This is a genomic window from Paenarthrobacter aromaticivorans (genome assembly GCF_019038615.1).
In the GTDB taxonomy this organism is placed as follows: domain Bacteria; phylum Actinomycetota; class Actinomycetes; order Actinomycetales; family Micrococcaceae; genus Arthrobacter; species Arthrobacter aromaticivorans.
The window spans coordinates 192398-211016 of sequence record NZ_JAHOPC010000004.1 but is presented as its reverse complement, the minus strand read 5'-3'; the positions used below and the strand labels follow the sequence as shown (position 1 = coordinate 211016).

At 61.4% G+C, this 18619-nt stretch carries 24 protein-coding genes; 15 read left to right on the top strand and 9 right to left on the bottom strand.

Annotated elements, in window-relative coordinates:
* The first annotated feature begins 8 nt into the window (after nt 1-8).
* The 3 genes from KSW38_RS09500 to KSW38_RS09490 are packed head-to-tail and all read left to right on the top strand — an operon-like array spanning nt 9 to nt 3194.
* Nucleotides 9-380, top strand: a complete 372-nt coding sequence (locus KSW38_RS09500; RefSeq protein ID WP_216924540.1) for a metal-sensitive transcriptional regulator — start codon at nt 9-11, stop codon at nt 378-380.
* 49 nt (nt 381-429) lie between these two features.
* On the top strand, nt 430-663 hold the full coding sequence (locus tag KSW38_RS09495) for a heavy-metal-associated domain-containing protein (protein WP_223935099.1): 234 nt from the start codon (nt 430-432) through the stop codon (nt 661-663).
* 8 nt (nt 664-671) lie between these two features.
* Nucleotides 672-3194: a heavy metal translocating P-type ATPase gene (locus KSW38_RS09490; RefSeq protein ID WP_216924538.1), complete on the top strand. Its 2523-nt coding sequence runs from the start codon at nt 672-674 to the stop codon at nt 3192-3194.
* Nucleotides 3195-3206: 12 nt separating this feature from the next.
* Here the strand turns inward: KSW38_RS09490 and KSW38_RS09485 are convergent, their stop codons facing one another.
* On the bottom strand, nt 3207-3479 hold the full coding sequence (locus tag KSW38_RS09485) for a DUF2277 domain-containing protein (protein WP_216924537.1): 273 nt from the start codon (nt 3477-3479) through the stop codon (nt 3207-3209).
* A gap of 158 nt (nt 3480-3637) precedes the next feature.
* Here KSW38_RS09485 and KSW38_RS09480 point away from each other — a divergent pair, with 158 nt between their 5' ends.
* On the top strand, nt 3638-3901 hold the full coding sequence (locus tag KSW38_RS09480) for a WXG100 family type VII secretion target (protein ID WP_216924666.1): 264 nt from the start codon (nt 3638-3640) through the stop codon (nt 3899-3901).
* 146 nt (nt 3902-4047) lie between these two features.
* Here KSW38_RS09480 and KSW38_RS09475 read toward each other — a convergent pair whose 3' ends face one another.
* A complete protein-coding gene (locus tag KSW38_RS09475) occupies nt 4048-5094 on the bottom strand; it encodes an EamA family transporter (protein WP_216924536.1) in 1047 nt (348 codons plus the stop codon).
* 71 nt (nt 5095-5165) lie between these two features.
* Here KSW38_RS09475 and KSW38_RS09470 point away from each other — a divergent pair, with 71 nt between their 5' ends.
* Complete coding sequence (locus tag KSW38_RS09470; RefSeq protein WP_216924534.1) at nt 5166-5714, top strand: CGNR zinc finger domain-containing protein; 549 nt, start codon at nt 5166-5168, stop codon at nt 5712-5714.
* Between the two features lie 10 nt (nt 5715-5724).
* Here KSW38_RS09470 and KSW38_RS09465 read toward each other — a convergent pair whose 3' ends face one another.
* The 3 genes from KSW38_RS09465 to KSW38_RS09455 all read right to left on the bottom strand — a co-directional run bounded on the left by KSW38_RS09465 (nt 5725) and on the right by KSW38_RS09455 (nt 8074).
* The gene (locus tag KSW38_RS09465) at nt 5725-6078 is read right to left on the bottom strand and encodes a hypothetical protein (protein ID WP_216924532.1); all 354 of its coding nucleotides are present in this window, start codon (nt 6076-6078) and stop codon (nt 5725-5727) included.
* A gap of 73 nt (nt 6079-6151) precedes the next feature.
* Nucleotides 6152-6724, bottom strand: coding sequence for a DUF308 domain-containing protein (locus KSW38_RS09460; protein WP_308169317.1), 573 nt, complete (start codon nt 6722-6724; stop codon nt 6152-6154).
* Between the two features lie 9 nt (nt 6725-6733).
* Nucleotides 6734-8074, bottom strand: coding sequence for an MATE family efflux transporter (locus KSW38_RS09455; RefSeq protein WP_216924530.1), 1341 nt, complete (start codon nt 8072-8074; stop codon nt 6734-6736).
* A gap of 42 nt (nt 8075-8116) precedes the next feature.
* On the opposite strand from KSW38_RS09455, the gene KSW38_RS09450 reads away from it, so the two are divergent.
* Together KSW38_RS09450 and KSW38_RS09445 are read left to right on the top strand one after the other, a co-directional pair.
* Nucleotides 8117-8701 (top strand): putative antibiotic biosynthesis monooxygenase, encoded by a 585-nt coding sequence (locus KSW38_RS09450; RefSeq protein ID WP_216924527.1) that lies wholly within the window; start codon nt 8117-8119, stop codon nt 8699-8701.
* Between the two features lie 40 nt (nt 8702-8741).
* Nucleotides 8742-9176, top strand: a complete 435-nt coding sequence (locus tag KSW38_RS09445; RefSeq protein WP_216924526.1) for a DoxX family protein — start codon at nt 8742-8744, stop codon at nt 9174-9176.
* 143 nt (nt 9177-9319) lie between these two features.
* Here the strand turns inward: KSW38_RS09445 and aztD are convergent, their stop codons facing one another.
* Nucleotides 9320-10633 (bottom strand): zinc metallochaperone AztD, encoded by a 1314-nt coding sequence (gene aztD, locus KSW38_RS09440; protein ID WP_216924524.1) that lies wholly within the window; start codon nt 10631-10633, stop codon nt 9320-9322.
* 145 nt (nt 10634-10778) lie between these two features.
* On the opposite strand from aztD, the gene KSW38_RS09435 reads away from it, so the two are divergent.
* From KSW38_RS09435 to KSW38_RS09410, 6 genes are all read left to right on the top strand, one after another.
* Nucleotides 10779-11201: a hypothetical protein gene (locus KSW38_RS09435; protein ID WP_216924522.1), complete on the top strand. Its 423-nt coding sequence runs from the start codon at nt 10779-10781 to the stop codon at nt 11199-11201.
* Between the two features lie 2 nt (nt 11202-11203).
* A complete protein-coding gene (locus tag KSW38_RS09430; RefSeq protein WP_216924519.1) occupies nt 11204-11548 on the top strand; it encodes a PEP-utilizing enzyme in 345 nt (114 codons plus the stop codon).
* An 8-nt stretch (nt 11549-11556) separates the two neighbouring features.
* A complete protein-coding gene (locus KSW38_RS09425; protein ID WP_254186278.1) occupies nt 11557-12117 on the top strand; it encodes a hypothetical protein in 561 nt (186 codons plus the stop codon).
* A 79-nt stretch (nt 12118-12196) separates the two neighbouring features.
* Nucleotides 12197-13171, top strand: coding sequence for an acyl-CoA thioesterase (locus tag KSW38_RS09420; protein WP_216924515.1), 975 nt, complete (start codon nt 12197-12199; stop codon nt 13169-13171).
* 115 nt (nt 13172-13286) lie between these two features.
* On the top strand, nt 13287-13469 hold the full coding sequence (locus KSW38_RS09415) for a hypothetical protein (protein ID WP_254186277.1): 183 nt from the start codon (nt 13287-13289) through the stop codon (nt 13467-13469).
* Nucleotides 13470-13542: 73 nt separating this feature from the next.
* Nucleotides 13543-14370 carry a hypothetical protein gene (locus KSW38_RS09410; RefSeq protein ID WP_216924511.1) on the top strand — a complete coding sequence of 276 codons (828 nt, stop codon included), beginning with the start codon at nt 13543-13545 and terminating at the stop codon, nt 14368-14370.
* 20 nt (nt 14371-14390) lie between these two features.
* Here KSW38_RS09410 and dnaB read toward each other — a convergent pair whose 3' ends face one another.
* On the bottom strand, nt 14391-15776 hold the full coding sequence (dnaB, locus tag KSW38_RS09405; protein WP_216924509.1) for a replicative DNA helicase: 1386 nt from the start codon (nt 15774-15776) through the stop codon (nt 14391-14393).
* A 631-nt stretch (nt 15777-16407) separates the two neighbouring features.
* On the opposite strand from dnaB, the gene KSW38_RS09400 reads away from it, so the two are divergent.
* Entirely contained in the window at nt 16408-16878 is a 471-nt protein-coding gene (locus KSW38_RS09400) for a hypothetical protein (RefSeq protein ID WP_216924661.1), read from the top strand.
* Nucleotides 16879-16885: 7 nt separating this feature from the next.
* Nucleotides 16886-17461 (top strand): hypothetical protein, encoded by a 576-nt coding sequence (locus KSW38_RS09395; RefSeq protein ID WP_216924507.1) that lies wholly within the window; start codon nt 16886-16888, stop codon nt 17459-17461.
* A gap of 6 nt (nt 17462-17467) precedes the next feature.
* On the opposite strand, the gene KSW38_RS09390 is transcribed toward KSW38_RS09395, so the two are convergent.
* Together KSW38_RS09390 and KSW38_RS09385 are read right to left on the bottom strand one after the other, a co-directional pair.
* Nucleotides 17468-17815, bottom strand: a complete 348-nt coding sequence (locus KSW38_RS09390; protein WP_308169314.1) for a TFIIB-type zinc ribbon-containing protein — start codon at nt 17813-17815, stop codon at nt 17468-17470.
* 133 nt (nt 17816-17948) lie between these two features.
* Nucleotides 17949-18572, bottom strand: coding sequence for an FMN reductase (locus tag KSW38_RS09385; RefSeq protein WP_216924659.1), 624 nt, complete (start codon nt 18570-18572; stop codon nt 17949-17951).
* Nucleotides 18573-18619 lie beyond the last annotated feature (47 nt).

Genomic DNA, 18619 nt, shown 5'->3' with positions numbered 1-18619 from the left:
TTCAATGCATGAGCCATGCAGACCTGAGTATCAGTCAACCGGGCGGCGACTTCCCCACCATCGAAGCCGACCTGGAGCACGCCGCGCCGCACGGTTACACCAGCAACAAGGATGCATACCTACGCCGCCTGAAACGCATCGAGGGGCAGGTCCGCGGCATCGCGCGCATGGTGGAAGAGGACAAGTACTGCATCGACATCCTCACGCAGGTAGCTGCTGCCACCAAAGCCCTGCACGCCGTCAGCCTTGGGCTCGTTGAGGAGCACATCGGCCACTGCGTGGTGGGCGCCGCCTCCGAACCCAATCCAGAAGCCCGGGCCGAACAAATCGACGCCAAAGTCAAGGAGGCCACCGATGCCATCGGGCGCCTGTTGCGGTAACTCCGCCAGCACACACCACACCATTCAACTCACTACAAGGGAGCGCATCATGAGCCAGACCATCCAGACAAACGTCAACGTTTCCGGCATGACCTGCGGCCACTGTGTTTCAAGCGTGAGCGAGGAACTCGAAGCACTTAACGGAGTGGAAGACGTCTCCGTTGACCTCAACCCTGGAGGCCTGTCCACCGTGACCATCACCTCCACCAGCGAGCTCTCGCCGTCAGAAATAGGCGAAGCCGTTGCAGAAGCCGGCTACTTGGTGGTAGCCAACGAAGCCTAGGAGTCCTCTTGAGTAGCCAGGAGACCTTCAACCAGCCCGAAACCCGGGTCATCGAACTGGACATAGAGGGCATGACCTGCGCCTCGTGCGTCAATCGAGTTGAGCGGAAGCTCGGCAAGCTTGAAGGCGTTGAAGCCAGCGTCAATCTCCCCTTGGAATCAGCCCACGTTACGGTTCCGGCCACGGTAACGGATCAGCAAATCGTGGACACCGTCAACGCCACAGGCTATAAAGCCAAAGTCCGCCAACCCCCGGCCCCCCACACCCGCGAGCGCCACACCGAGCACCACCACGTTGGACTCACGCCCGCCGAGAGCAGCACCGACGTCACGGATCACAGTGTCCACGCAAACACATCCACCCATGCAGGACACGTGGCACAAGCTGAGTCGACCCACACTGCGGAACCCGGAACCGGCCACGACCACAGCGGAACCGCCGGAGGCGTGCGGCAGCATGCGTCTAAGCGAGGCACGCGCGAGCATGCAGAGCGCGGCGCCGACGGTTCCGCACCCACGGAGCCAGCCGACCACGCAGATCACATGTCGCACGGCCCAGCGGCGTCAACACTCCGCCCACGCCTGATCACGGCGGCGATACTGACCGTCCCTGTCTTCGCAATCTCGATGGTGCCCGCCCTGCAGTTCACCAATTGGGGCTGGATTGTCGGTGCCCTGGCGCTGCCGGTAGTCAGTTGGGCTGCGTGGCCGTTCCATAGGGCCGCCGCTATCAACGCCCGGCATTTCGCATCCACCATGGACACGCTCGTTTCCATCGGGGTGATCGCGGCCTACCTCTACTCCGCGTGGCAGTTGTTCGCGGATCCTCGAATGACTGAGCATCCCGGCATGGAGAGCATGTCCGGTGGTGGTCTGTATTTCGAGGTCGCCGCGGTTGTCACCACGTTCCTGCTTTTGGGCCGGTACTTGGAAGCGAATGCGAAGGCCAAGGCCGGCGACGCTTTGAAGGCCCTGCTGAACCTTGGCGCCAAGGATGCCACCATTTTCGTGGACGGCCGGGAGCAGAAAATACCTGCTGAAGAACTCCTGGTAGATGACGTCATCGTGGTCCGCCCAGGTGAGAAGATCGCCACGGACGGTGTGGTCATTGACGGCGCGTCCGCCGTCGACGCCTCTCTGGTTACCGGCGAATCCGTTCCGGTCGAGGTCGGTCCGGGCAGTCAGGTGACAGGCGCCACCATCAATACTTCTGGCCGCCTGTTGGTACGCGCCACACGGGTTGGATCCGATACCACCTTGGCGCAGATGGGCCGTTTGGTCAGCCAGGCGCAGACTGGAAAGGCACCGATCGCACGCTTGGCGGACAGGATCAGCGCGGTGTTCGTGCCGATCGTGCTGGTGCTTGCGTTGGTGACGTTCCTGCTGTGGCTGTTCTTCTCGGGCGACCTGAACGCGGCGTTTACCGCTGCGGTTGCTGTCCTCGTGATCGCCTGCCCTTGCGCCTTGGGCCTTGCAACTCCTGTAGGCCTGCTGACAGGAACGGGCCGTGGCGCCCAGTTGGGCATCCTCATCAAAGGTCCGCAGGTGCTCGAGGACACCCGCCACGTGGACACCATCCTGCTGGACAAGACAGGTACCGTGACCAGCGGCAAGCTAGCCGTGGACCATACGGTCGCCCTCAACGGGCATTCTCCGGCCGCGGTCCTCACGCTGGCCGGTGCGGTTGAGTCGGCATCGGAGCACCCGATCGCCCATGCGATTGCAGCGGCGGCCAGGGAAGCAACGCCCGACGCCGGTACTCTTCCGGCCGTGGATGAATTCAGTTCCGCTCCCGGCGGCGGAGTCCGGGGAACCGTGGCTTTGGATGGCACCAGAAAAACGGTTGTCGTGGGCCGATCGGGTTGGCTTGAGAAGAACGGCATTGCCCTCGATTCCAGCCAGCGGGACGAACTCGCAGCCCAGGAGAATGGCGGCGCCACCGCTATCTGGGTGGCTGTGGACGGTCAAGCTGCCGGAATCATCAGCCTGAGCGACACCATCAAGCCCGGCTCGGCGGCTGCCATCCAGCGACTGAAGGACCTGGGTATCCGTCCGATGCTCCTGACAGGTGATAACGCTGCCGTGGCCGCCCAAGTAGCTGCCGCCGTCGGGATTTCTCCTGACGATGTGTTCGCTGGGGTCTTGCCCGAAGGCAAAGTCGACGCAGTTCGGAAGCTCCAGGCCTCCGCCGCAACTGTGGCCATGGCGGGCGACGGCGTGAATGACGCCGCTGCGTTGGCACAGTCCGATCTGGGCATTGCCATGGGATCGGGCACGGATGTCGCGATCGAAGCCTCGGATCTTACGGTCATGGGCAGCGATCTGGGTCAGCTCGTCCAGGCTATTGAGCTCTCCCGCAAGACGCTCTCCACCATCAAGACCAACTTGTTCTGGGCATTCTTCTACAACGCGATCGGTATCCCAGTGGCAGCTCTTGGACTGCTGAATCCCATGATCGCGGGCGCGGCGATGGCAGCGAGCTCCGTGCTTGTTGTTGCAAACTCCCTACGGCTGCGCTCGTTCGGAAAATAACCAGGGTCCGGGCTAAGCGGTTCCGAAACGGACCGCGGCCCGGGCCTTTGCCTTGGCCGCTTCCTCATCACGGTTCTTCGCGGGGGCATGACTCACCAGCGAATCCAGCAAATGCTGGGTGATGTGGGCGATCTCGTGGACGGCCTCAGCGAAGGCTTCCTCGTTGGCCTTGGAAGGTTTGGTGGAACCGCTGATCTTGCGCACATATTGCAGCGCGGCGGCCTCCACCTCCGCCGACGTAGCGTGTGGTTCGAAGTTATGAAGAGTCCTGATATTCCGGCACATAACCCCATGCTAACTATGGGCAGCGCTGCATGGGGAGGGGTGCCCATCGACGCCTTTTGGAATCCCACGATAGGTTTTAGCTATTGGATCTTCCGGATGAGCCGGAGGCCGCTGGGGATGCCGAAGAGCTCGGGTCCGAACAAATGAAGGAGAATCTCATGGCTATTTGGGGTGCAGATGTTGATCAGCTTCGTCAGCTCGGTAACAAGCTGAAGGCTGGCGCCGAGAACATCGAGCAGCAGCGTTCACAGTTGAAGGGTGCCCTCGACGGCACCGACTGGAAGGGCCCGGACGCTGACAAGTTCCGCAGCGAGTGGGACAGCCAGCACGCTTCCAACCTGAAGAAGGTTGCCGACGCCCTTCGCGAAGCTGGCGACCGCGCTCAGAAGAACGCTGAGCAGCAGCAGCAGGCTTCCAACTAAGACAGTTGGGAATGGCCCGGACGCACACAGCGCCCGGGCCATTCGCCTTTTAAGTCGGAACCCAACTAAGCCGAATCCCGAGGTTGTTCGCTGATCCTGACGCTCAAGGGCAGGTTGTGCGAACGAGCCCGGGAGTTCCTCTTGGTCTAGTCGCGCGGCACCTTGGCAGCCGGCCTCGACGGGACGGGCTCGACGTCGTTCGCGTGATCCAATACCCGTGCCGCGGCAGCTTCCGCTTCCGGGCGGGCGACGCGCCGGTCACCCCGGAGCTCGTCCACGCGGACCAGGACCACACCGCCCACAATCAGAAGTCCGCCCACCAACTGGATGGGACCCGGCAGTTCGCCCAGCAGCAGCCAAGCCCAGATCACGGCGAACAGCACCTCCGTCAGGGAAACGAAAGACGCCACTTTCGAGCCCAGGCTGCGCGCGGCCATGATTCCGGAGACGTAGGCCAGGACGGTCGCGAGAATAACGAGTCCCGCGGCTGAGACCCACCACGGTATCGTCCATGGGCCGAGGCTCGTATCAGCGGTGCTAAAAGTCATGGGAATCAATCCCAAGGCGCCCACCAGCCACATGACCAGTGCGCCCACCAGAAGCCCGCCCGAGGCGAGGACCAGAGGGGGAAGGGTGTCGTTTTCCTTGGCCGTGATGAAGAAGTAGATCACCAGGCACACTGCCGCAGCCATGCCCCAGAGAACGCCGATGAAGTCCACCTTCACAGCGCCGGTCAGGTCCAAGACAAGGACTAACCCACCCAATGAAAGCAGTGCGCCGGCGGCCGTAAGGGCCCGAGGCCTGCGGCGGCTGGCGATCCAGAGCCAGAGCACGATCATAACCGGAGCCAAGTATTCGAGCAGCAGTGCGACACCCACGGACAAGCGGGCCACTGCATTGAAGTAGAACAGTTGGCAGCCAGCGACTCCGATGAGGCCGAACAGCAGGATAGTCAGCCAGTTGTCCTTCAGCTGGTGCCACCGGCCGCGAAGAACCACGACGCCGGGAATCGCCAGGATCAGTGCGGCACCCGTCAGTCGCACGGCAACGGCAGCGCCGGGTGACCAGCCGGTTTCCAGCATGGATTTGGCGAACGAGCCGGAAGTTCCGAAAACCGCGGAGGAAAACAGGGCGATGCCGACTCCCGAGGCCAGGAAACCTTTTGCATCAGCCTTCGTCTTTGTAGCTGACACAGCAGCCTCCTGTCAGGAGTAAAGTGGGCTTATGGTCATGACAGTACTCCCGAAACATGTAAGGAGTCAAAGTGCATTTTGCGCCTGACACCGAGATTGCACTTCGCACCGTCGTCAATCTCATCAACACAGCAGCCAACGGCGAGGATTCGCTGGCATCAGTAGAGGACCTCGACGAGTTCTTGGAGGCCGAAGAATTCTCGGGTTCGAGGACCCACGATGAAGCAGAATTGCGCAGCGTCAAGCGGCTGCGTAGCGAGCTGGCATCACTCTGGGCTGCCGATGAGGACACCGCCGCAAAGACCGTGAACAAACTGCTCATAGACGCGCAGGCACTCCCGCAACTCGTCAAGCACGATCACTGGGACTGGCATCTCCACGCCACCACCCCGGAAGCACCCCTGGCCGACCGCATGGGCACAGAAGCTGCCATGGCAATCGTTGACGTAATCCGCAGCCAGGAGATGGACCGCATGCGTGTATGCGCCGCGGACGATTGCGACGCCGTGGTTTTGGACCTCAGCCGCAACCGCTCAAAGCTCTATTGCGACACAGGCAACTGCGCCAACAGGGCCCACGTCGCGGCGTATCGGGCGAGGAAGGCTGCCGAGGGCGACTAAGGCCGGGAGCCTAGTGGCCGGCGTCGGGCGTTTCTGTCTCATCAGCAGCCGAACCGGGAGCTGCGGAACCGCCGCGCCCGGGGCGCTTGGAACTGAGATTGACGCCGGAGCCCTTGCCCAGGTGCTCGGCGTTTTCCTTGTGGCTCATGGAAAGCATGGCCGCCACCACGAGGCTCACGATGAACGCGATACCTGCGCCGGTGAATGCGAGATCGAACCGCGGAGTGTGGGCACTGCCGCCTGAAGCGAAGATCAGCACGGCGACGAATGCCAGTGCAGCGAAAAACGCGGAGAACATGAGGGGTCCCTTGACCGAGGTCCGCATCTTGCGCGGCTCTCCTGGTGTCTGGTCTGCCACGGTCATTCCTCCAATGATGGCGGGCCTGTTCGGCGCCCGCCGGTTGCAAAAGTTCTACAGAGAGTAGAACGTCCAGCTACTAGTTTACGGCCTCAGGGGAAGCACCCGGCGCAGTGGCCTGGGTCCCCGACTGAGCGTCATGCCGGAGGGTGAGTCCGGAGAGCATCCACAACACTCCGGAAAGGATCGCACCGCCGCCAGCGACCCCCAAAAGCGCGTGCGCCCCGAGCGAAATGAAGAACGGCAACGCCAATGCGGTACCCACAGCGATAACGCCGGAAACAAGCCAATCACGGGTCAACGAGTCGCGATTCCGCAGGCCGTGGATCAGTTCAAAAACGCCAAGCACGAGCAGTGCGGCGGCGGCGGAGAGTGCGACGCCGGCATCGGACTGAGTGACCAAAGCCGCCACACCGCCCACTGCGACGACTACGGAAACGGCCTTAGGCAGAACGCGGGACATCCACAGAGCGGCAGCTGTCCCCAGCAGGTATAGGCCGATAGCCCACGCGAGGACCTGCACAGAAGGCGATCCCCAGAAGATCGTAACCAGGCCAAACACCAGTGCAACGGCGGCGCGGACCAGCACGGGTTTCCAGAGCTCGGCCACGGAGGCAGACGGTGTCTGGGCAGAATTCGCTGGGAGAGTCACCCGTCCAGTTTAGTGTGAACCCAGCACCATCCATTTATCGGTCCGCGCGCGCAACCCTAAGGTCACTCCACGGGCGAGCATGTAGCCAAGCGCAAAGACCACCCACAACCACACCAGCCCCGCCGCGCCGTCGGGCCTGATGACATGGACGGCCGCCAGCAACGGCCCATAGACCGCAAGATTTACGACGCCGGCAATCGCCAGATAACGCGCGTCGCCAGCACCGATGAGAACTCCATCGAGGACAAACACGTAGCCGGCCAATGGCTGTCCGACGGCGAGGACCCAGAGCGCCAGCGTCAGAGCCTCCCGGACACCGGCATCAGAGGTGAAGAGGTAGCCGGCCCAAGGAGCAACCAACGCCAGCAGCAACCCGGTGACCACCCCAAAACCGAGACCCCATCGGATCATGGTCCGCGTGAGTTCACGGACGCGGCCAGCATTTCGCGCACCCAGTTCCTTGCCGATCAAGGCTTGCGCTGCGATGGCGAGAGCGTCCAAAGCGAAGGCGAGGAAGGAGAAAATGGTCATCGCCAACTGGTGCGCCGCGAGGTTCACCGCACCCTGGGCTGTGACCACGAGGACCGTGGCGAGGATGGCGAGACGGAGGCTGAGCGTGCGGAGCATCAGCCACGAGCCCACCTTGGTCATGGCCCGAATGCCGTGCCAATCGGGCTTGAAGGACACGTCGTGTTGCCGTGCATTTCGCCCGACCATCACCAGATACACGGTGGCCATGGCCCATTGGGCAATGCTGGTGCCGATTGCCGAACCAGTAACGGAGAGATGCAGGCCGTACACGAGGAACCAGTTCAGCGCGATGTTCAGTGCAAAACCTGCAGTGGCAACCACCAGAGGCGTCCGGGTGTCCTGAAGGCCGCGGAGCACGCCAGTACCTGCGAAGATCAGGAGCATCGCGGCGAGGCCGGGCATCGACCAGCGCAGATAATCCACCGCGAACCCACGCACGTCGCCAGTGGCGCCCATGAGGCCCACGAGGGGTTCGGCAGCGACAAAGCCAACCACAGCGAGCGAAATGCCCAGCACCAAAGCCAGCCAGACGCCGTCGCGCCCTGCTGCCAAAGCTTTCGCCAACTTTCCGTCACCGATCGCCCGGGCGACTGCAGGCGTCGTCGAATATGCCAGGAAGACCATAAGTCCCACAGCGGTATGCATAACGGTGGATGCCAGGCCAACACCCGCGAGCTGATCTACGCCAAGGTGGCCAACGATGGCGGAGTCGGCGAGCAGGAACAGCGGCTCGGCTATGAGCGCGCCGAACGCGGGTACTGCCAGGCGCAAGATCTCGCGGGCATTGGAACGTGTGGTGATGGTTGTGGTTTGAGGCACTAAACAAGCCTAGTCCGCTTGGGGGCGGGTAAATTTGGGGCCGTGTCACACAAGCATCCCGTTACAGTTTCCGTCGCCCGCACCATTCTTCCGGGGTATACCCGGCAAGCAAACGCCTGGGCACACGCCGGCCAGGAACTGGCACGCGAATGGCCCGGTTACCTGGGGTCGGGGTGGGTCCGGAATGGCGCTGGTTCAAACGAATGGCACATGCTGTACCGCTTCGCTGATGCTGAAACGCTGCACGGATGGGAGCAGTCCGAGGAACGTCGCTGGTGGATTGATAGTGCCCGGGAAATGATGGAGACCACTCGCGTTGAACGGCGCACTGGAATCGAGGGCTGGTTTTCACAGCCTGGCGACTCCTCTGTGGTCGTCCCGGAAACCGTTGTGCCGCCTCGTTGGAAGCAAGCCATTAGCATCTTCCTGCCGTTCTTTCCGCTCAGTTTGTTGGCTAATTTCCTGCTGCACCCTTTGACGCAAGGCTGGCCACTGGTGTTCCAGGTTCTCCTTAACATCGTCATCCTGACGCCGTTGATGACGTACATCTTCCTGCCGATCACGACGCGTCTTCTGCAGCCATGGCTACAAGCAACGCCGCGTGGGAAAAGTCACGGAACTTCTTAATTAGTTGACTCTTCAACTTATCTCGGGAAAAGTTGAATATATGAACAAGTCCAGCCTGAGCACCACAGCCCTGACCGTCCTGCGCGTTATTGCAGGTTTTCTCTTCGCCGCGCACGGTTGGCAGAAGTTCAACGAATTCACCATTGCGGGAACACAGGCCTCCTTCGCGCAGATGGGCGTGCCCGGCGCTTCAGCCGTGGCCCCGGTAATTGCAACCCTTGAACTTGTGGGCGGCATCGCATTGATCATTGGCCTCCTGACCCGGGTGTTCGCAGCCCTCCTGGCCGTCGATATGCTGGGCGCACTGTTCCTGGTTCACGCACCGGCCGGCGTTTTCGTCGCCAATGGCGGTTACGAGCTTGTCCTGATCTTTGCCGGCGCCGCCTTGGCTCTCGCCCTCGCTGGTGCAGGCAAGCTTTCCGCCGACAACGCGCTCTTCGGACGGCAGGGATCCAAACTCCGCGTCCTCGCGTAAGCGCTCCCATACCCTCTCTCACCTAATAGCCTTTTGAGCCGGATGTTCTCTCACTTTCGTCAAGAAAGTGAGAGAACATCCGGCTTTAGGCCTCTGGAAGTGAAAGAAGATCGGTGAAAAGCCCGCGGGAAGTGAGAGAGCGTTTAGCCTTCTACCCCGGTTAGCTCATTCGGGACGTGCTCCAGCTCAGCCGACTTCTTCACTTTTCCCGTCTTCAAATCCACCGCGTGGATGGTGCTCGTCGCAGGTTCGGTGACGAACGCCGTCGCGCCCTGGACAAACAGCGTGGGACGCGGATCCTGCCAGGTGGTGGACTCTTCCCACGCGGCCACTACGGGGATCGTCGAGGTCACTGAGCCTGAAACTGGGTCGATGACACGCAGGGAACCGTCAGTTCCAAGGACCAGCGCTTCACCGGCAGGTCCGCGACCGAGGGAACGGAACGAGTAGCTGGTTCCAATATCCACAAGTTGAAGGGTTGCGGTTTCAGTGTTCACCAGCGAAATGCGGGTTGGCCGTTCCAGCTCAGCGGCCTTGTCCACTTTGTAATCCCCCAGGATCACCGGCGACTTCCCGGAACCCGCCTGATTGCCCAGACGTCCATAGGCATCCGGGCTGGCGACCTTGGTAATCACGCCATCCTTATAGATCAGCATGCCGTTCTCGCAGCCGACCACCACAGCTTCTCCGGCAGCAACAGCCTCGCCGTGGACGCCCGGGCAGTCCTCGTTGCGGACGATTTCCTTACGCTCCTGGCCCTTGCCTGCGGAGAGGATAGCGATTCCTGAGCGGCTTTCCTCATTTCCCAGGGTCACCAGCAACTTGCCGTCTTCCAGCTCCACTGCCACACCGTGATGCGGCTCCGGCGTCGTGTAGACGTCGGTGGCAGGCAGGGCGCCATCCTCGATGGAAGCACCCAAGGAAGACGACTTGAAGCTCTCAACCTTGCCCGATCCATCATTGAACAGGACTGTCTTGCCCGCATGACGAACCACGTGACCGGACTTGTCTGCTTCAATCGCCAGCTCGGTCAACTTGGGTTCGGCAACGTAGTGATGGCTATGGTCGCCGTGCGGCTCGGTCCAGGCGCCTGCGTCGAACAGGCGGAACGAGTCTCCCGTGGATACAAACACATGGCGCCCGTCACCGGCGGGATTCAGCCGATTGAAACCTGACAATTCCGCCCCTCCCACAGGCTTGAGGGTGGTGGCGTCCAGGACTCCAATACCGGCGTCGTGCGTGTAAACCAAACGCGGGCTGGGGGCGCCGGCCTCTTTCGGGCTCGACTTCCCACTGCTGGAGGCGGCAGGCTCCGCGGCGTTGCCAGCTGAGCCTCCAGGGGCTCCGCAGGCGGAGAGTAGAAGGGCGGAAAGCCCGACGGCGGCAAGCGGCTTTGCGGGGAAGCGGCGTTTGGGGGTGGCTGATGCAGGGGAAATAAGGGTGGAATGATGAGGCATGAGTTAAATGATATTGATTCTCATTTGTGTATCAACTCGCAGAGCGAATGTGTCGGGCGCCGCGCCGAACCCATCAACAGCATGTTGACAACATAGTGTTGATATCCCATGCTTGCGCTAGAAATGGTCAATCAAGGAGCAGCACATGGAAAACGACGCAGGGTCCCAGGACGCTGACCAAGCGGAGCGGGAAACCAGGGCTGTCCGGTTACTCATGGACAGGGGTGGTTCGGACCTCAGTCACCGGCCCTGGCTCGCGGCTGGTCAACCCCCCTCGGCCACGGACCTGATCCAGCACGTACTTTGGCGGTCCAGGGGTTCCAGTCAGGGCACAGACCCAAATCCTGCCCCCGTCGAGGCCGCGGATCTACGTGCCGCCCTCGCATTGGTTGCCGCCGCTCGTGGTGAGATGGACGCCGTCGAAACCGCGCTTCTGTTTCTTGCGCGGGCAGAAGGCCTCACGTGGCCGCAGATCGCGGAGAGCCTCGGGCTCCGCTCCGCCCAGGCCGCACAACAAAGACTCGATCGGCTTACCGATCGACCCAATCCGAACCTCGGTGGGCGCTGACGATGGCAGTCACACTCAACGGAACAGCGGCAAGCGCAGGAACGGCCCATGGGACCGCGCGAATCATCAACGGGCCCGATGACTTCGGTCGGTTCCAGCTTGGCGATGTGTTGGTGTGCCGCACCACCGACCCCGCATGGACGCCACTTTTTGGGATGGCTGCGGCAGTTGTCACTGAGAGTGGCGGAATGTTGTCCCACGCCGCCATCGTCGCCCGTGAATTCGGAATACCGGCCGTCGTAGGTGTCCGGGACGCCATGACGTTGCTCGCGGACGGAACTTCCGTGACGATCAACGGATCCTTGGGCACAGTTACCGTCGCTGCCGTTGCGGAATCAGCCGAATGACTGGCGACTTGTTGCTTACACTTCACGCCGTCCGACTCCTCGGATTCGCCGACGCCCACGCCATTGCGGATCGATTCAGTCGGGATCACAGCTTGGTCGAATCCGAACTCATCGACGCCGGCGTGCTCGGTTTCGTTTCCCACACTTCTTTTGCTGGTAGCAGCGGGTGGTCCCTGTCCAGTGCTGGGCGTGTCGAGAATGAGCGCCTCCTCGCAGCTGAATTGGACCGTGAAGACGCCCGCTCCGTGGTGATGGGCGTGCACAACGAGTTCGTGGACCTAAATCCGACGGTTGTCAGTGCCTGCAGCGCCATCCAACTCCAGCAAGTAAGGGGCATGGCTGCCTCCGGGATCTTGGAGGAGGTGTTAGCTTCGTGGCGTCCGGTGGAAGAACGCCTGGCGGAATCATTGCCACGGTTCGCGGGCTACTCCCGGCGGCTGATGAACGCGCTCGAGCAGGCGCGCAGGGACAGTGCCTGGTTCACCGCCACCGACCGTGATTCCTTCCACCGGGCATGGTTCGAACTGCACGAGGATCTCATCGCAACCCTGGGAATCCAGCGCGGGTAGGCAGCGGACGTCCGGCCACTCGGACAGCGGATCCAGACTTACTCACGTAACAGAAACATGCCGACAGTAAACTTCCAGCATGAGTGAGACAGCCGGCAACTCCGTGACCCTCCGCTTCCTTGCGGCTCCAATGGACATTGGACACAGCGGCTCGGTCGACGCCGGCACTGTCCTTGAGTGGGTGGACAAGGCCGCTTATGCCGCAGCGGTGGGCTGGGCGAAGTCGTACTGCGTCACCGCCTACGTGGGCAACATTCACTTCACCGATCCGGTGAACAGCGGCGACATGGTGGAGGTAACTTCCACCATCGTGTACACGGGCCGCTCCTCGATGCACATCCACACGGTGGTCAGTTCCCGTGACCCCAAGGGCGGACCGGAGACGATGCACAGCCAGTGCATGGTGATATTCGTGGCCGTAGGACCTGACGGCAAGCCGATTCCCGTGCCGCAATTCGAGCCCTCCACCCCGGAAGAAATCGAGCAAAGGGATCACGCGCTTGCGCGCATTGAAGTGCGTGAACAGATCGTCAATGCGATGAACGCCCAGAAATATACCGACGCCGGCACCGCCGAGCGCGTCGTACTGCGGTTTATGGCGGCCCCCACTGATGTGAACTGGGGCGGCAAGGTCCACGGCGGCATTGTCATGAAATGGATCGACGAAGCCGCATACGTTTGCGCCTCGCGATACTGCGGCAGGGACACCGTGGCAGTGTTCTCAGGCGGCGTGCGCTTCTATCGGCCGTTGTTGATTGGCCACGTGGTGGAAGTAGAAGCCCGTCTCGTTTACACGGGTGCAAAGGGAATGCACATCGCTGTCCACGTCCGCTCCGGTGATCCGAAAACCCGCGAGATGAACCTGACCACGTACTGCCTCACTGTGATGGTGGCCCGGGATGAAACGGGACCTGCGGTGCCGATTCCAGAATGGGTTCCTGTATCGGAAGAGGACAGAAAGTTGCATGCCCATGCCCGGGAATTGTTGGAAATCCGAGGACGGGCGCCCGGGAATCGACTGCCGGATCATTTGCTTAAGGCTGCTGGCAACTAGCTCCCCGCCTTGTAGGACTCTGTGTCGTGCAACGCTCCAACAATGCGATGCAGGACGTCAACGGAGCTCCAAGAAGCACGAAGACCGGTAAAATTAGGCCTAGAGGTGCATGGAGATGTCTCTGGCTTTTGCTGTTGTCCTCATCCTGTTGGGTCTGGCTTCCCTTGCCGCCGCCATAGGGGCCGCGGTGTTGGTGATCCGCGACGGCCGCGGGCAGATTCCGCTTGAACCCTCAGTTCAACCATGGGTGGCAGGAACCCTCCCAAGTCGCCCCTACTCCACGCTCCGACGCATTTAACGTTTGTAGCAGCCGGCCGAATTGCGGAAAAGGCGGCCTTCAGGGGTTAGCCAGCCCCGCGCTAAACTGGATCATGACCGGTGCCCGCGCCCGTCTCCTGGCTTGGTTCGTCGCCTTTGCCACCCTTCTGTCGGCCTGTTCGTCCGCGACCGGCGTGGACGAGGCCGCCCCGAATCAACCGCCTTCATCTTCCACGGCCCAGCCAGTGGCTGGCGGTGTCGCCGGTCCAGCTCAGGGAACGACTCAAACGGCCCCTGCTCCGATTTCGACGCCGGCCCCAGTCCCAACGCCTGTGGCGGTGCCTCAGGCGTACTCCCTGAACTTGTACCAAGAAGGCGACTTCGTACCGCAGTACACGTTTGATTGGTGTGTCGCAGCGAGCATCCAGATCGCGCACAACCTGATCGACGATACCGGAGGCGGCACATGGGCCGGCCGCGCCCAGCAGTCCGAGCTGTGGGAAATGGCGCGAATGCGGTCCTCCGACTCCTTCAACGGCGCAAACCCCTTCGGCTGGGCAGCGGTTCTGACCGCCGTCGGGATGGGACCGTACGAAGTCGTCAGCATCGCCAACTATGGGGAAGCCGTACGAACTGCTGCACGAGCCATGGCCACTACGGGCCGCCCCGTTGGCTTGGTCATGTGGAGTGGCCGCCATGCCTGGGTGATGAGCGGATTCGAGTCACTCGGAGATCCCTCCCAGTTCCCGGACTTCTCCGTCACGGGAATACGGGTACAGGACCCGCTCTACCCCTACGGCAGCGGACAGTGGGGCCCTTCGCCTGCCCCCAACAGCCTTCTGACCCCTGAACAGTTGGCGACGCAGTTCGTTGTCCGGGAACCGCGACGCTGGAGCGGTTCGCTGCCGACTGGGTACCTGCTGGTACTGCCCGTTGCCTAAGGAGCCTCCGGCTCGGGAACCTAGAAGCCGCCCCCACCACCAGCATCGCCGGCCATGTTTGCGAAGCGCGAGTAGTGACCCTGGAACGCGACAACAATGTCCTTGGTAGGGCCGTTACGGTGCTTGGCGATGAGGATGTCGGCCTCGCCGGCTCGCGGCGATTCTTTGTCATACACATCCTCACGGTGGAGCAGGATGACCATGTCGGCGTCCTGCTCGATAGAACCTGATTCACGAAGGTCAGACACCATGGGGCGCTTGTCCTGGCGCTGCTCGGAACCACGGTTCAGCTGTGACAGCGCAATGACGGGAACCTGAAGTTCCTTGGCGAGCAGCTTGAGGGCACGCGAGAACTCGGAGACTTCCTGCTGGCGGGATTCAACCTTTTTACCGGAGCTCATCAGCTGGAGGTAGTCCAGGATAACGAGCTTGAGGTCATGTTGCTGCTTCAGCCGACGGCACTTTGCCCGGATTTCCATGAGTGACATGTTGGGGCTGTCGTCAATGAACAGCGGGGCGTCGTTCATGCGGCCCATGGTGGTGGCGATCTTGGACCACTGCTCGTCCTTGATGGTGCCCTTACGGAGATCTTGAAGTCCGATGGTGGCCTCGGCAGAGAGCAGACGCATCGCGATCTCGTTCCGGCCCATTTCGAGGGAGAACATGACCGTAGCCAGATTGTTCTTGATGGCGGCGGAGCGCGCGAAGTCCAGCGCAAACGTGGATTTACCGACAGCAGGACGGGCAGCGATAACAATCATCTGGCCCGGGTGGAGGCCGTGGGTCAGTTCGTCAAGCTCGTAGAATCCGGTGGGAACGCCCACCATGCCTTCGCCGCGATGCCCGGAAGCTTCGATCTCGTCCACGGTGGACTCCATGACGTCCTTCAACGCCACGTAATCTTCGGCAGTGCGCTTTTCAGCAACCGCGTAAACCTCTGCCTGTGCCTGGTTGACGAGGTCTTCCACTTCGCCGTCCTGGCCGTAGCCCATCTGGACAATCTTGGTGCCGGCGTTCACGAGGCGGCGCAGCACTGCGCGCTCTGCCACGATCTCGGCGTAGTAACCGGCGTTGGCGGCCGTAGGTACAGTTTGGATGAGCTCGTGCAGATAGGCTGGTCCGCCGATCCTGTTGATCTCACCGCGCTTGGTCAGTTCGTCGGAGACCGTTACGGCGTCGGCGGGCTCGCCACGGCCATAGAGGTCAATGATGGACTCGTAAATCGTCTCGTGCGCCGGACGGTAGAAGTCGTGGCCACGGACGATCTCGACGACGTCGGCGATGGCGTCCTTGGACAACATCATGCCGCCCAGGACTGACTGCTCAGCGGGGATGTCCTGGGGAGGTTTCCGGCTCGAGTCCGAAGCGCGTGTGCCCTCGATTGAGTCCAAGTGCGTAACTGACAAAGCCGTCCTCCATTTGTGTACCGCTGCAGAGAGTTAGTCCCTCAGTGGTGCGTAAAGCGCAGGTGGACCTGGGATGGATTGCCCGAGCCTCCGGACCAGCCGAGTGCTCCTGTTATATCCATGGGGGTCCGACAATTTTCGACTTTCCCCAATTTCCACAACTTATCCACAGAAGTCTCCCCAAGCATGTTTGCGCGCGGCTGCTTGAAGGTCACTGAGAGGGCAAATTCCATACTGAAACAGGTACCCGAGCCACGTTAGCGGTGCTAAGTCCGGGCGCAAAGTCCACTGTCAAGTGCACATGTGGATAACCTGTGGAATACCACCCCCACGTTGTGCACAGTCTGTGCGTTACCCTGTGGATAGAGAAATTCTTTTTGCAGTAACTATGGCCTGACCTGCGGAAACGTTCATCACAGCCTGTGGAGCAAAGAAAGTTTTGGTGGAAAATCATCCACAGACCGAGCTGGTCCAGTTGGTCACTAGAGCCTTAAATCCATGCTAAACATGCCGCAAATGTGATGCATCTTACAAAGAGGGCCTTAATTTGACACTGTCCTCTCAGAAGTCTATGCCGAGACTGGAATGTGCTGTGGATAACCAAGTTCTGGCATAAGCTCTAAGCATGGGGATGAACTTTGGTGACGTGCTGATGATTGCCCTTCCGCTAATTGTCCTCCTGGGCCTGCTGTGGGCGCTTTCAGCGGCCTTTAAACCGCGCGACACTGGCCTTTCCGATGCCGAGCGGTATCAACACGAACTTGCGGCCCGTTCCGCAGCGCATCAAGCTTCACAAGTTCAGGCTGCGCTTGCTGCCCGGGCCAAGATCGAGGCTTCCACCAAGCCAAGCCAGAACGAGGCCCAGCACACCCAGCAGACAGAACAAACCCGGGCCGCTCATCAGGCCCAAGCCGCCAGGACGGCAGGCACGCAAACGGGGCACCAGCCTGCGGTGCTTCCCAATGGACAGCTCAATCCTCAACTCGCCTTTGAGTTGCAGAACCTTGTTCGCGGCGGACGCAAGATAGAAGCCATAAAAGTCTTCCGCCAGGCCACGCATTCAGACTTACTCACCGCTAAGAACTATGTAGATCGGCTCTGACAACGCCATGGATTCCTTGTTTGTCCCGCTCGTGATTTTGATCGCGGTCATCGCGGGCGTATTGCTGCTGATGCGTTCCTTTAGCAAGCGTTCGGCCGAGACAAAGGCTGGTGTAGCTGCAGCCAACTCCCCCAAAGATCCGGTTCAGCTCGCCAAAGAATCGGCTGCGAAGCTGAACGAGGAACAACATAGGCGGCTCTACTCGCTTATTGCCCAGGGCCAGGGCATGGCAGCCATCAAACTGTATCTGCAAGCCACCGGGGAGGGGCTACGGGCGTCGCGGGACGCCGTGGGCGCTCTGGCCGCCCACCCGCAGCCCTTTACGCCAGAGGCGAAGCCCAAGGATCTCTTGTCCGAGGACGACGACGAGCCCGAGCGCTTCCCGTACCGATACCGGGCCATCGTTAGCAAGGGTGACGTGACGCGCGAGGTGAGCAGCAACATGCTCAACGATGAGATCTACGGACGAATCCGGACTTTGGCAAAAAGCGGTGATGTGGAGGGCGCAGCCCTGGCCCTGACACGCCACTCGGACATCACCATTAAACAAGCGCGTGAATTCATCGAACTCCTGGACGATTAGGCGCGGCTAAAAGTCGAACAGTTCTCCCAGGAATCCTTCCTTCTTCTTCCGTTTACGGCCATACTCGTCGCGTCGGTCATAGTCACCCCTGCGGTCATAGTCACGGCGATCGCCGCGATCGTCGTATCGGGGCTGTTGCGGACGCGATTCAAAGGGGTTGTAGATGGGCGGCGGAGCGATCGGAGGCTGCTGGGGTGCCGGGGCTTGCCTGGCAGGAGCCGGCATGGTTTCGACAGCGACCCGGTCAATAATCTTGTCCAGCTCACCGCGATCGAGCCATACACCCCTGCACTGCGGGCAGTAGTCAATCTCCACGCCGCTTCGTTCGCTCATCACCAGATCAATGGAATCCACAGGACACTTCATGCTTGCCCCAACGACCGGACCCGGGGAAAAGTTCGGTCTGACGGAGAACTGAAATTCAAAGAGCTGGAACCGCTCGATTCATTTCCGGGTCGGCAAGCTCACGCCAATGGAGACGGGTCTCTTACCTGCCCCCTGAGATACCGGCCAGCAGTTGTTCGAATGGCAGCGACTCCAGGGCTGGGGTCTTGCGCCCGGGCTGGGGACCGCTGAGCAGTTGCACGAGTTCACCGGCCGCCCGGTCTACGCGGGCCGAGAGGGGCGAGCCGCCGTCGTCGTTTCCCCAGTCCTGGGGCCCCGCGAAGACGCCGGTGGACGCAACCCGGGTCCGCAGGTAGCTGAACAGCGGACGCATGGCGTAGTCCAGGACCATTTGGTGGCGGTCGGTGCCGCCGGTTGCGCCAAGCAGCACGGCTTTGCCGTCGAGGGACTTGGGGTCCAGGACGTCGATGAAGGACTTGAAGAGGCCACTGTAGGACGCGCTGAAAACAGGGCTGACGGCGATGATGCCGTCCGAATCCTCGACGCCGGCAATCACCTCTGCGAGGCGCGGAGCGGCGTAACCGGTGACGAAGTTATTGGCGATGTCCACGGCCAGGTCTCGAAGTTCGACGACGTCGATCCTCGCTTCGTAGCCTGCCGCCCGCAGCTGCCGCTCGGCGGATGCGGCCAGCTGGTCCGCCAGCAGACGGCTCGACGACGGGACGCCGAGTCCGGCGGAAAGGACTGTGATGCGGCGGGTTTCCATGGCATTCTCCTGTTGCTCGTTCATTCCCAGCATACATGCATATGCAT

Excerpts from the sequence above, each read along its gene's own strand:
- KSW38_RS09500 (WP_216924540.1), top strand. The coding sequence starts at position 9 with ATGAGCCATGCAGACCTGAGTATCAGTCAACCGGGCGGCGACTTCCCC.
- KSW38_RS09495 (WP_223935099.1), top strand. The coding sequence starts at position 430 with ATGAGCCAGACCATCCAGACAAACGTCAACGTTTCCGGCATGACCTGC.
- KSW38_RS09485 (WP_216924537.1), bottom strand. The coding sequence starts at position 3,479 with ATGTGCCGGAATATCAGGACTCTTCATAACTTCGAACCACACGCTACG.
- KSW38_RS09480 (WP_216924666.1), top strand. The coding sequence starts at position 3,638 with ATGGCTATTTGGGGTGCAGATGTTGATCAGCTTCGTCAGCTCGGTAAC.
- KSW38_RS09465 (WP_216924532.1), bottom strand. The coding sequence starts at position 6,078 with ATGACCGTGGCAGACCAGACACCAGGAGAGCCGCGCAAGATGCGGACC.
- KSW38_RS09445 (WP_216924526.1), top strand. The coding sequence starts at position 8,742 with ATGAACAAGTCCAGCCTGAGCACCACAGCCCTGACCGTCCTGCGCGTT.
- aztD (WP_216924524.1), bottom strand. The coding sequence starts at position 10,633 with ATGCCTCATCATTCCACCCTTATTTCCCCTGCATCAGCCACCCCCAAA.
- KSW38_RS09435 (WP_216924522.1), top strand. The coding sequence starts at position 10,779 with ATGGAAAACGACGCAGGGTCCCAGGACGCTGACCAAGCGGAGCGGGAA.
- KSW38_RS09430 (WP_216924519.1), top strand. The coding sequence starts at position 11,204 with ATGGCAGTCACACTCAACGGAACAGCGGCAAGCGCAGGAACGGCCCAT.
- KSW38_RS09420 (WP_216924515.1), top strand. The coding sequence starts at position 12,197 with ATGAGTGAGACAGCCGGCAACTCCGTGACCCTCCGCTTCCTTGCGGCT.
- KSW38_RS09415 (WP_254186277.1), top strand. The coding sequence starts at position 13,287 with ATGTCTCTGGCTTTTGCTGTTGTCCTCATCCTGTTGGGTCTGGCTTCC.
- KSW38_RS09410 (WP_216924511.1), top strand. The coding sequence starts at position 13,543 with ATGACCGGTGCCCGCGCCCGTCTCCTGGCTTGGTTCGTCGCCTTTGCC.
- KSW38_RS09400 (WP_216924661.1), top strand. The coding sequence starts at position 16,408 with ATGAACTTTGGTGACGTGCTGATGATTGCCCTTCCGCTAATTGTCCTC.
- KSW38_RS09395 (WP_216924507.1), top strand. The coding sequence starts at position 16,886 with ATGGATTCCTTGTTTGTCCCGCTCGTGATTTTGATCGCGGTCATCGCG.
- KSW38_RS09385 (WP_216924659.1), bottom strand. The coding sequence starts at position 18,572 with ATGGAAACCCGCCGCATCACAGTCCTTTCCGCCGGACTCGGCGTCCCG.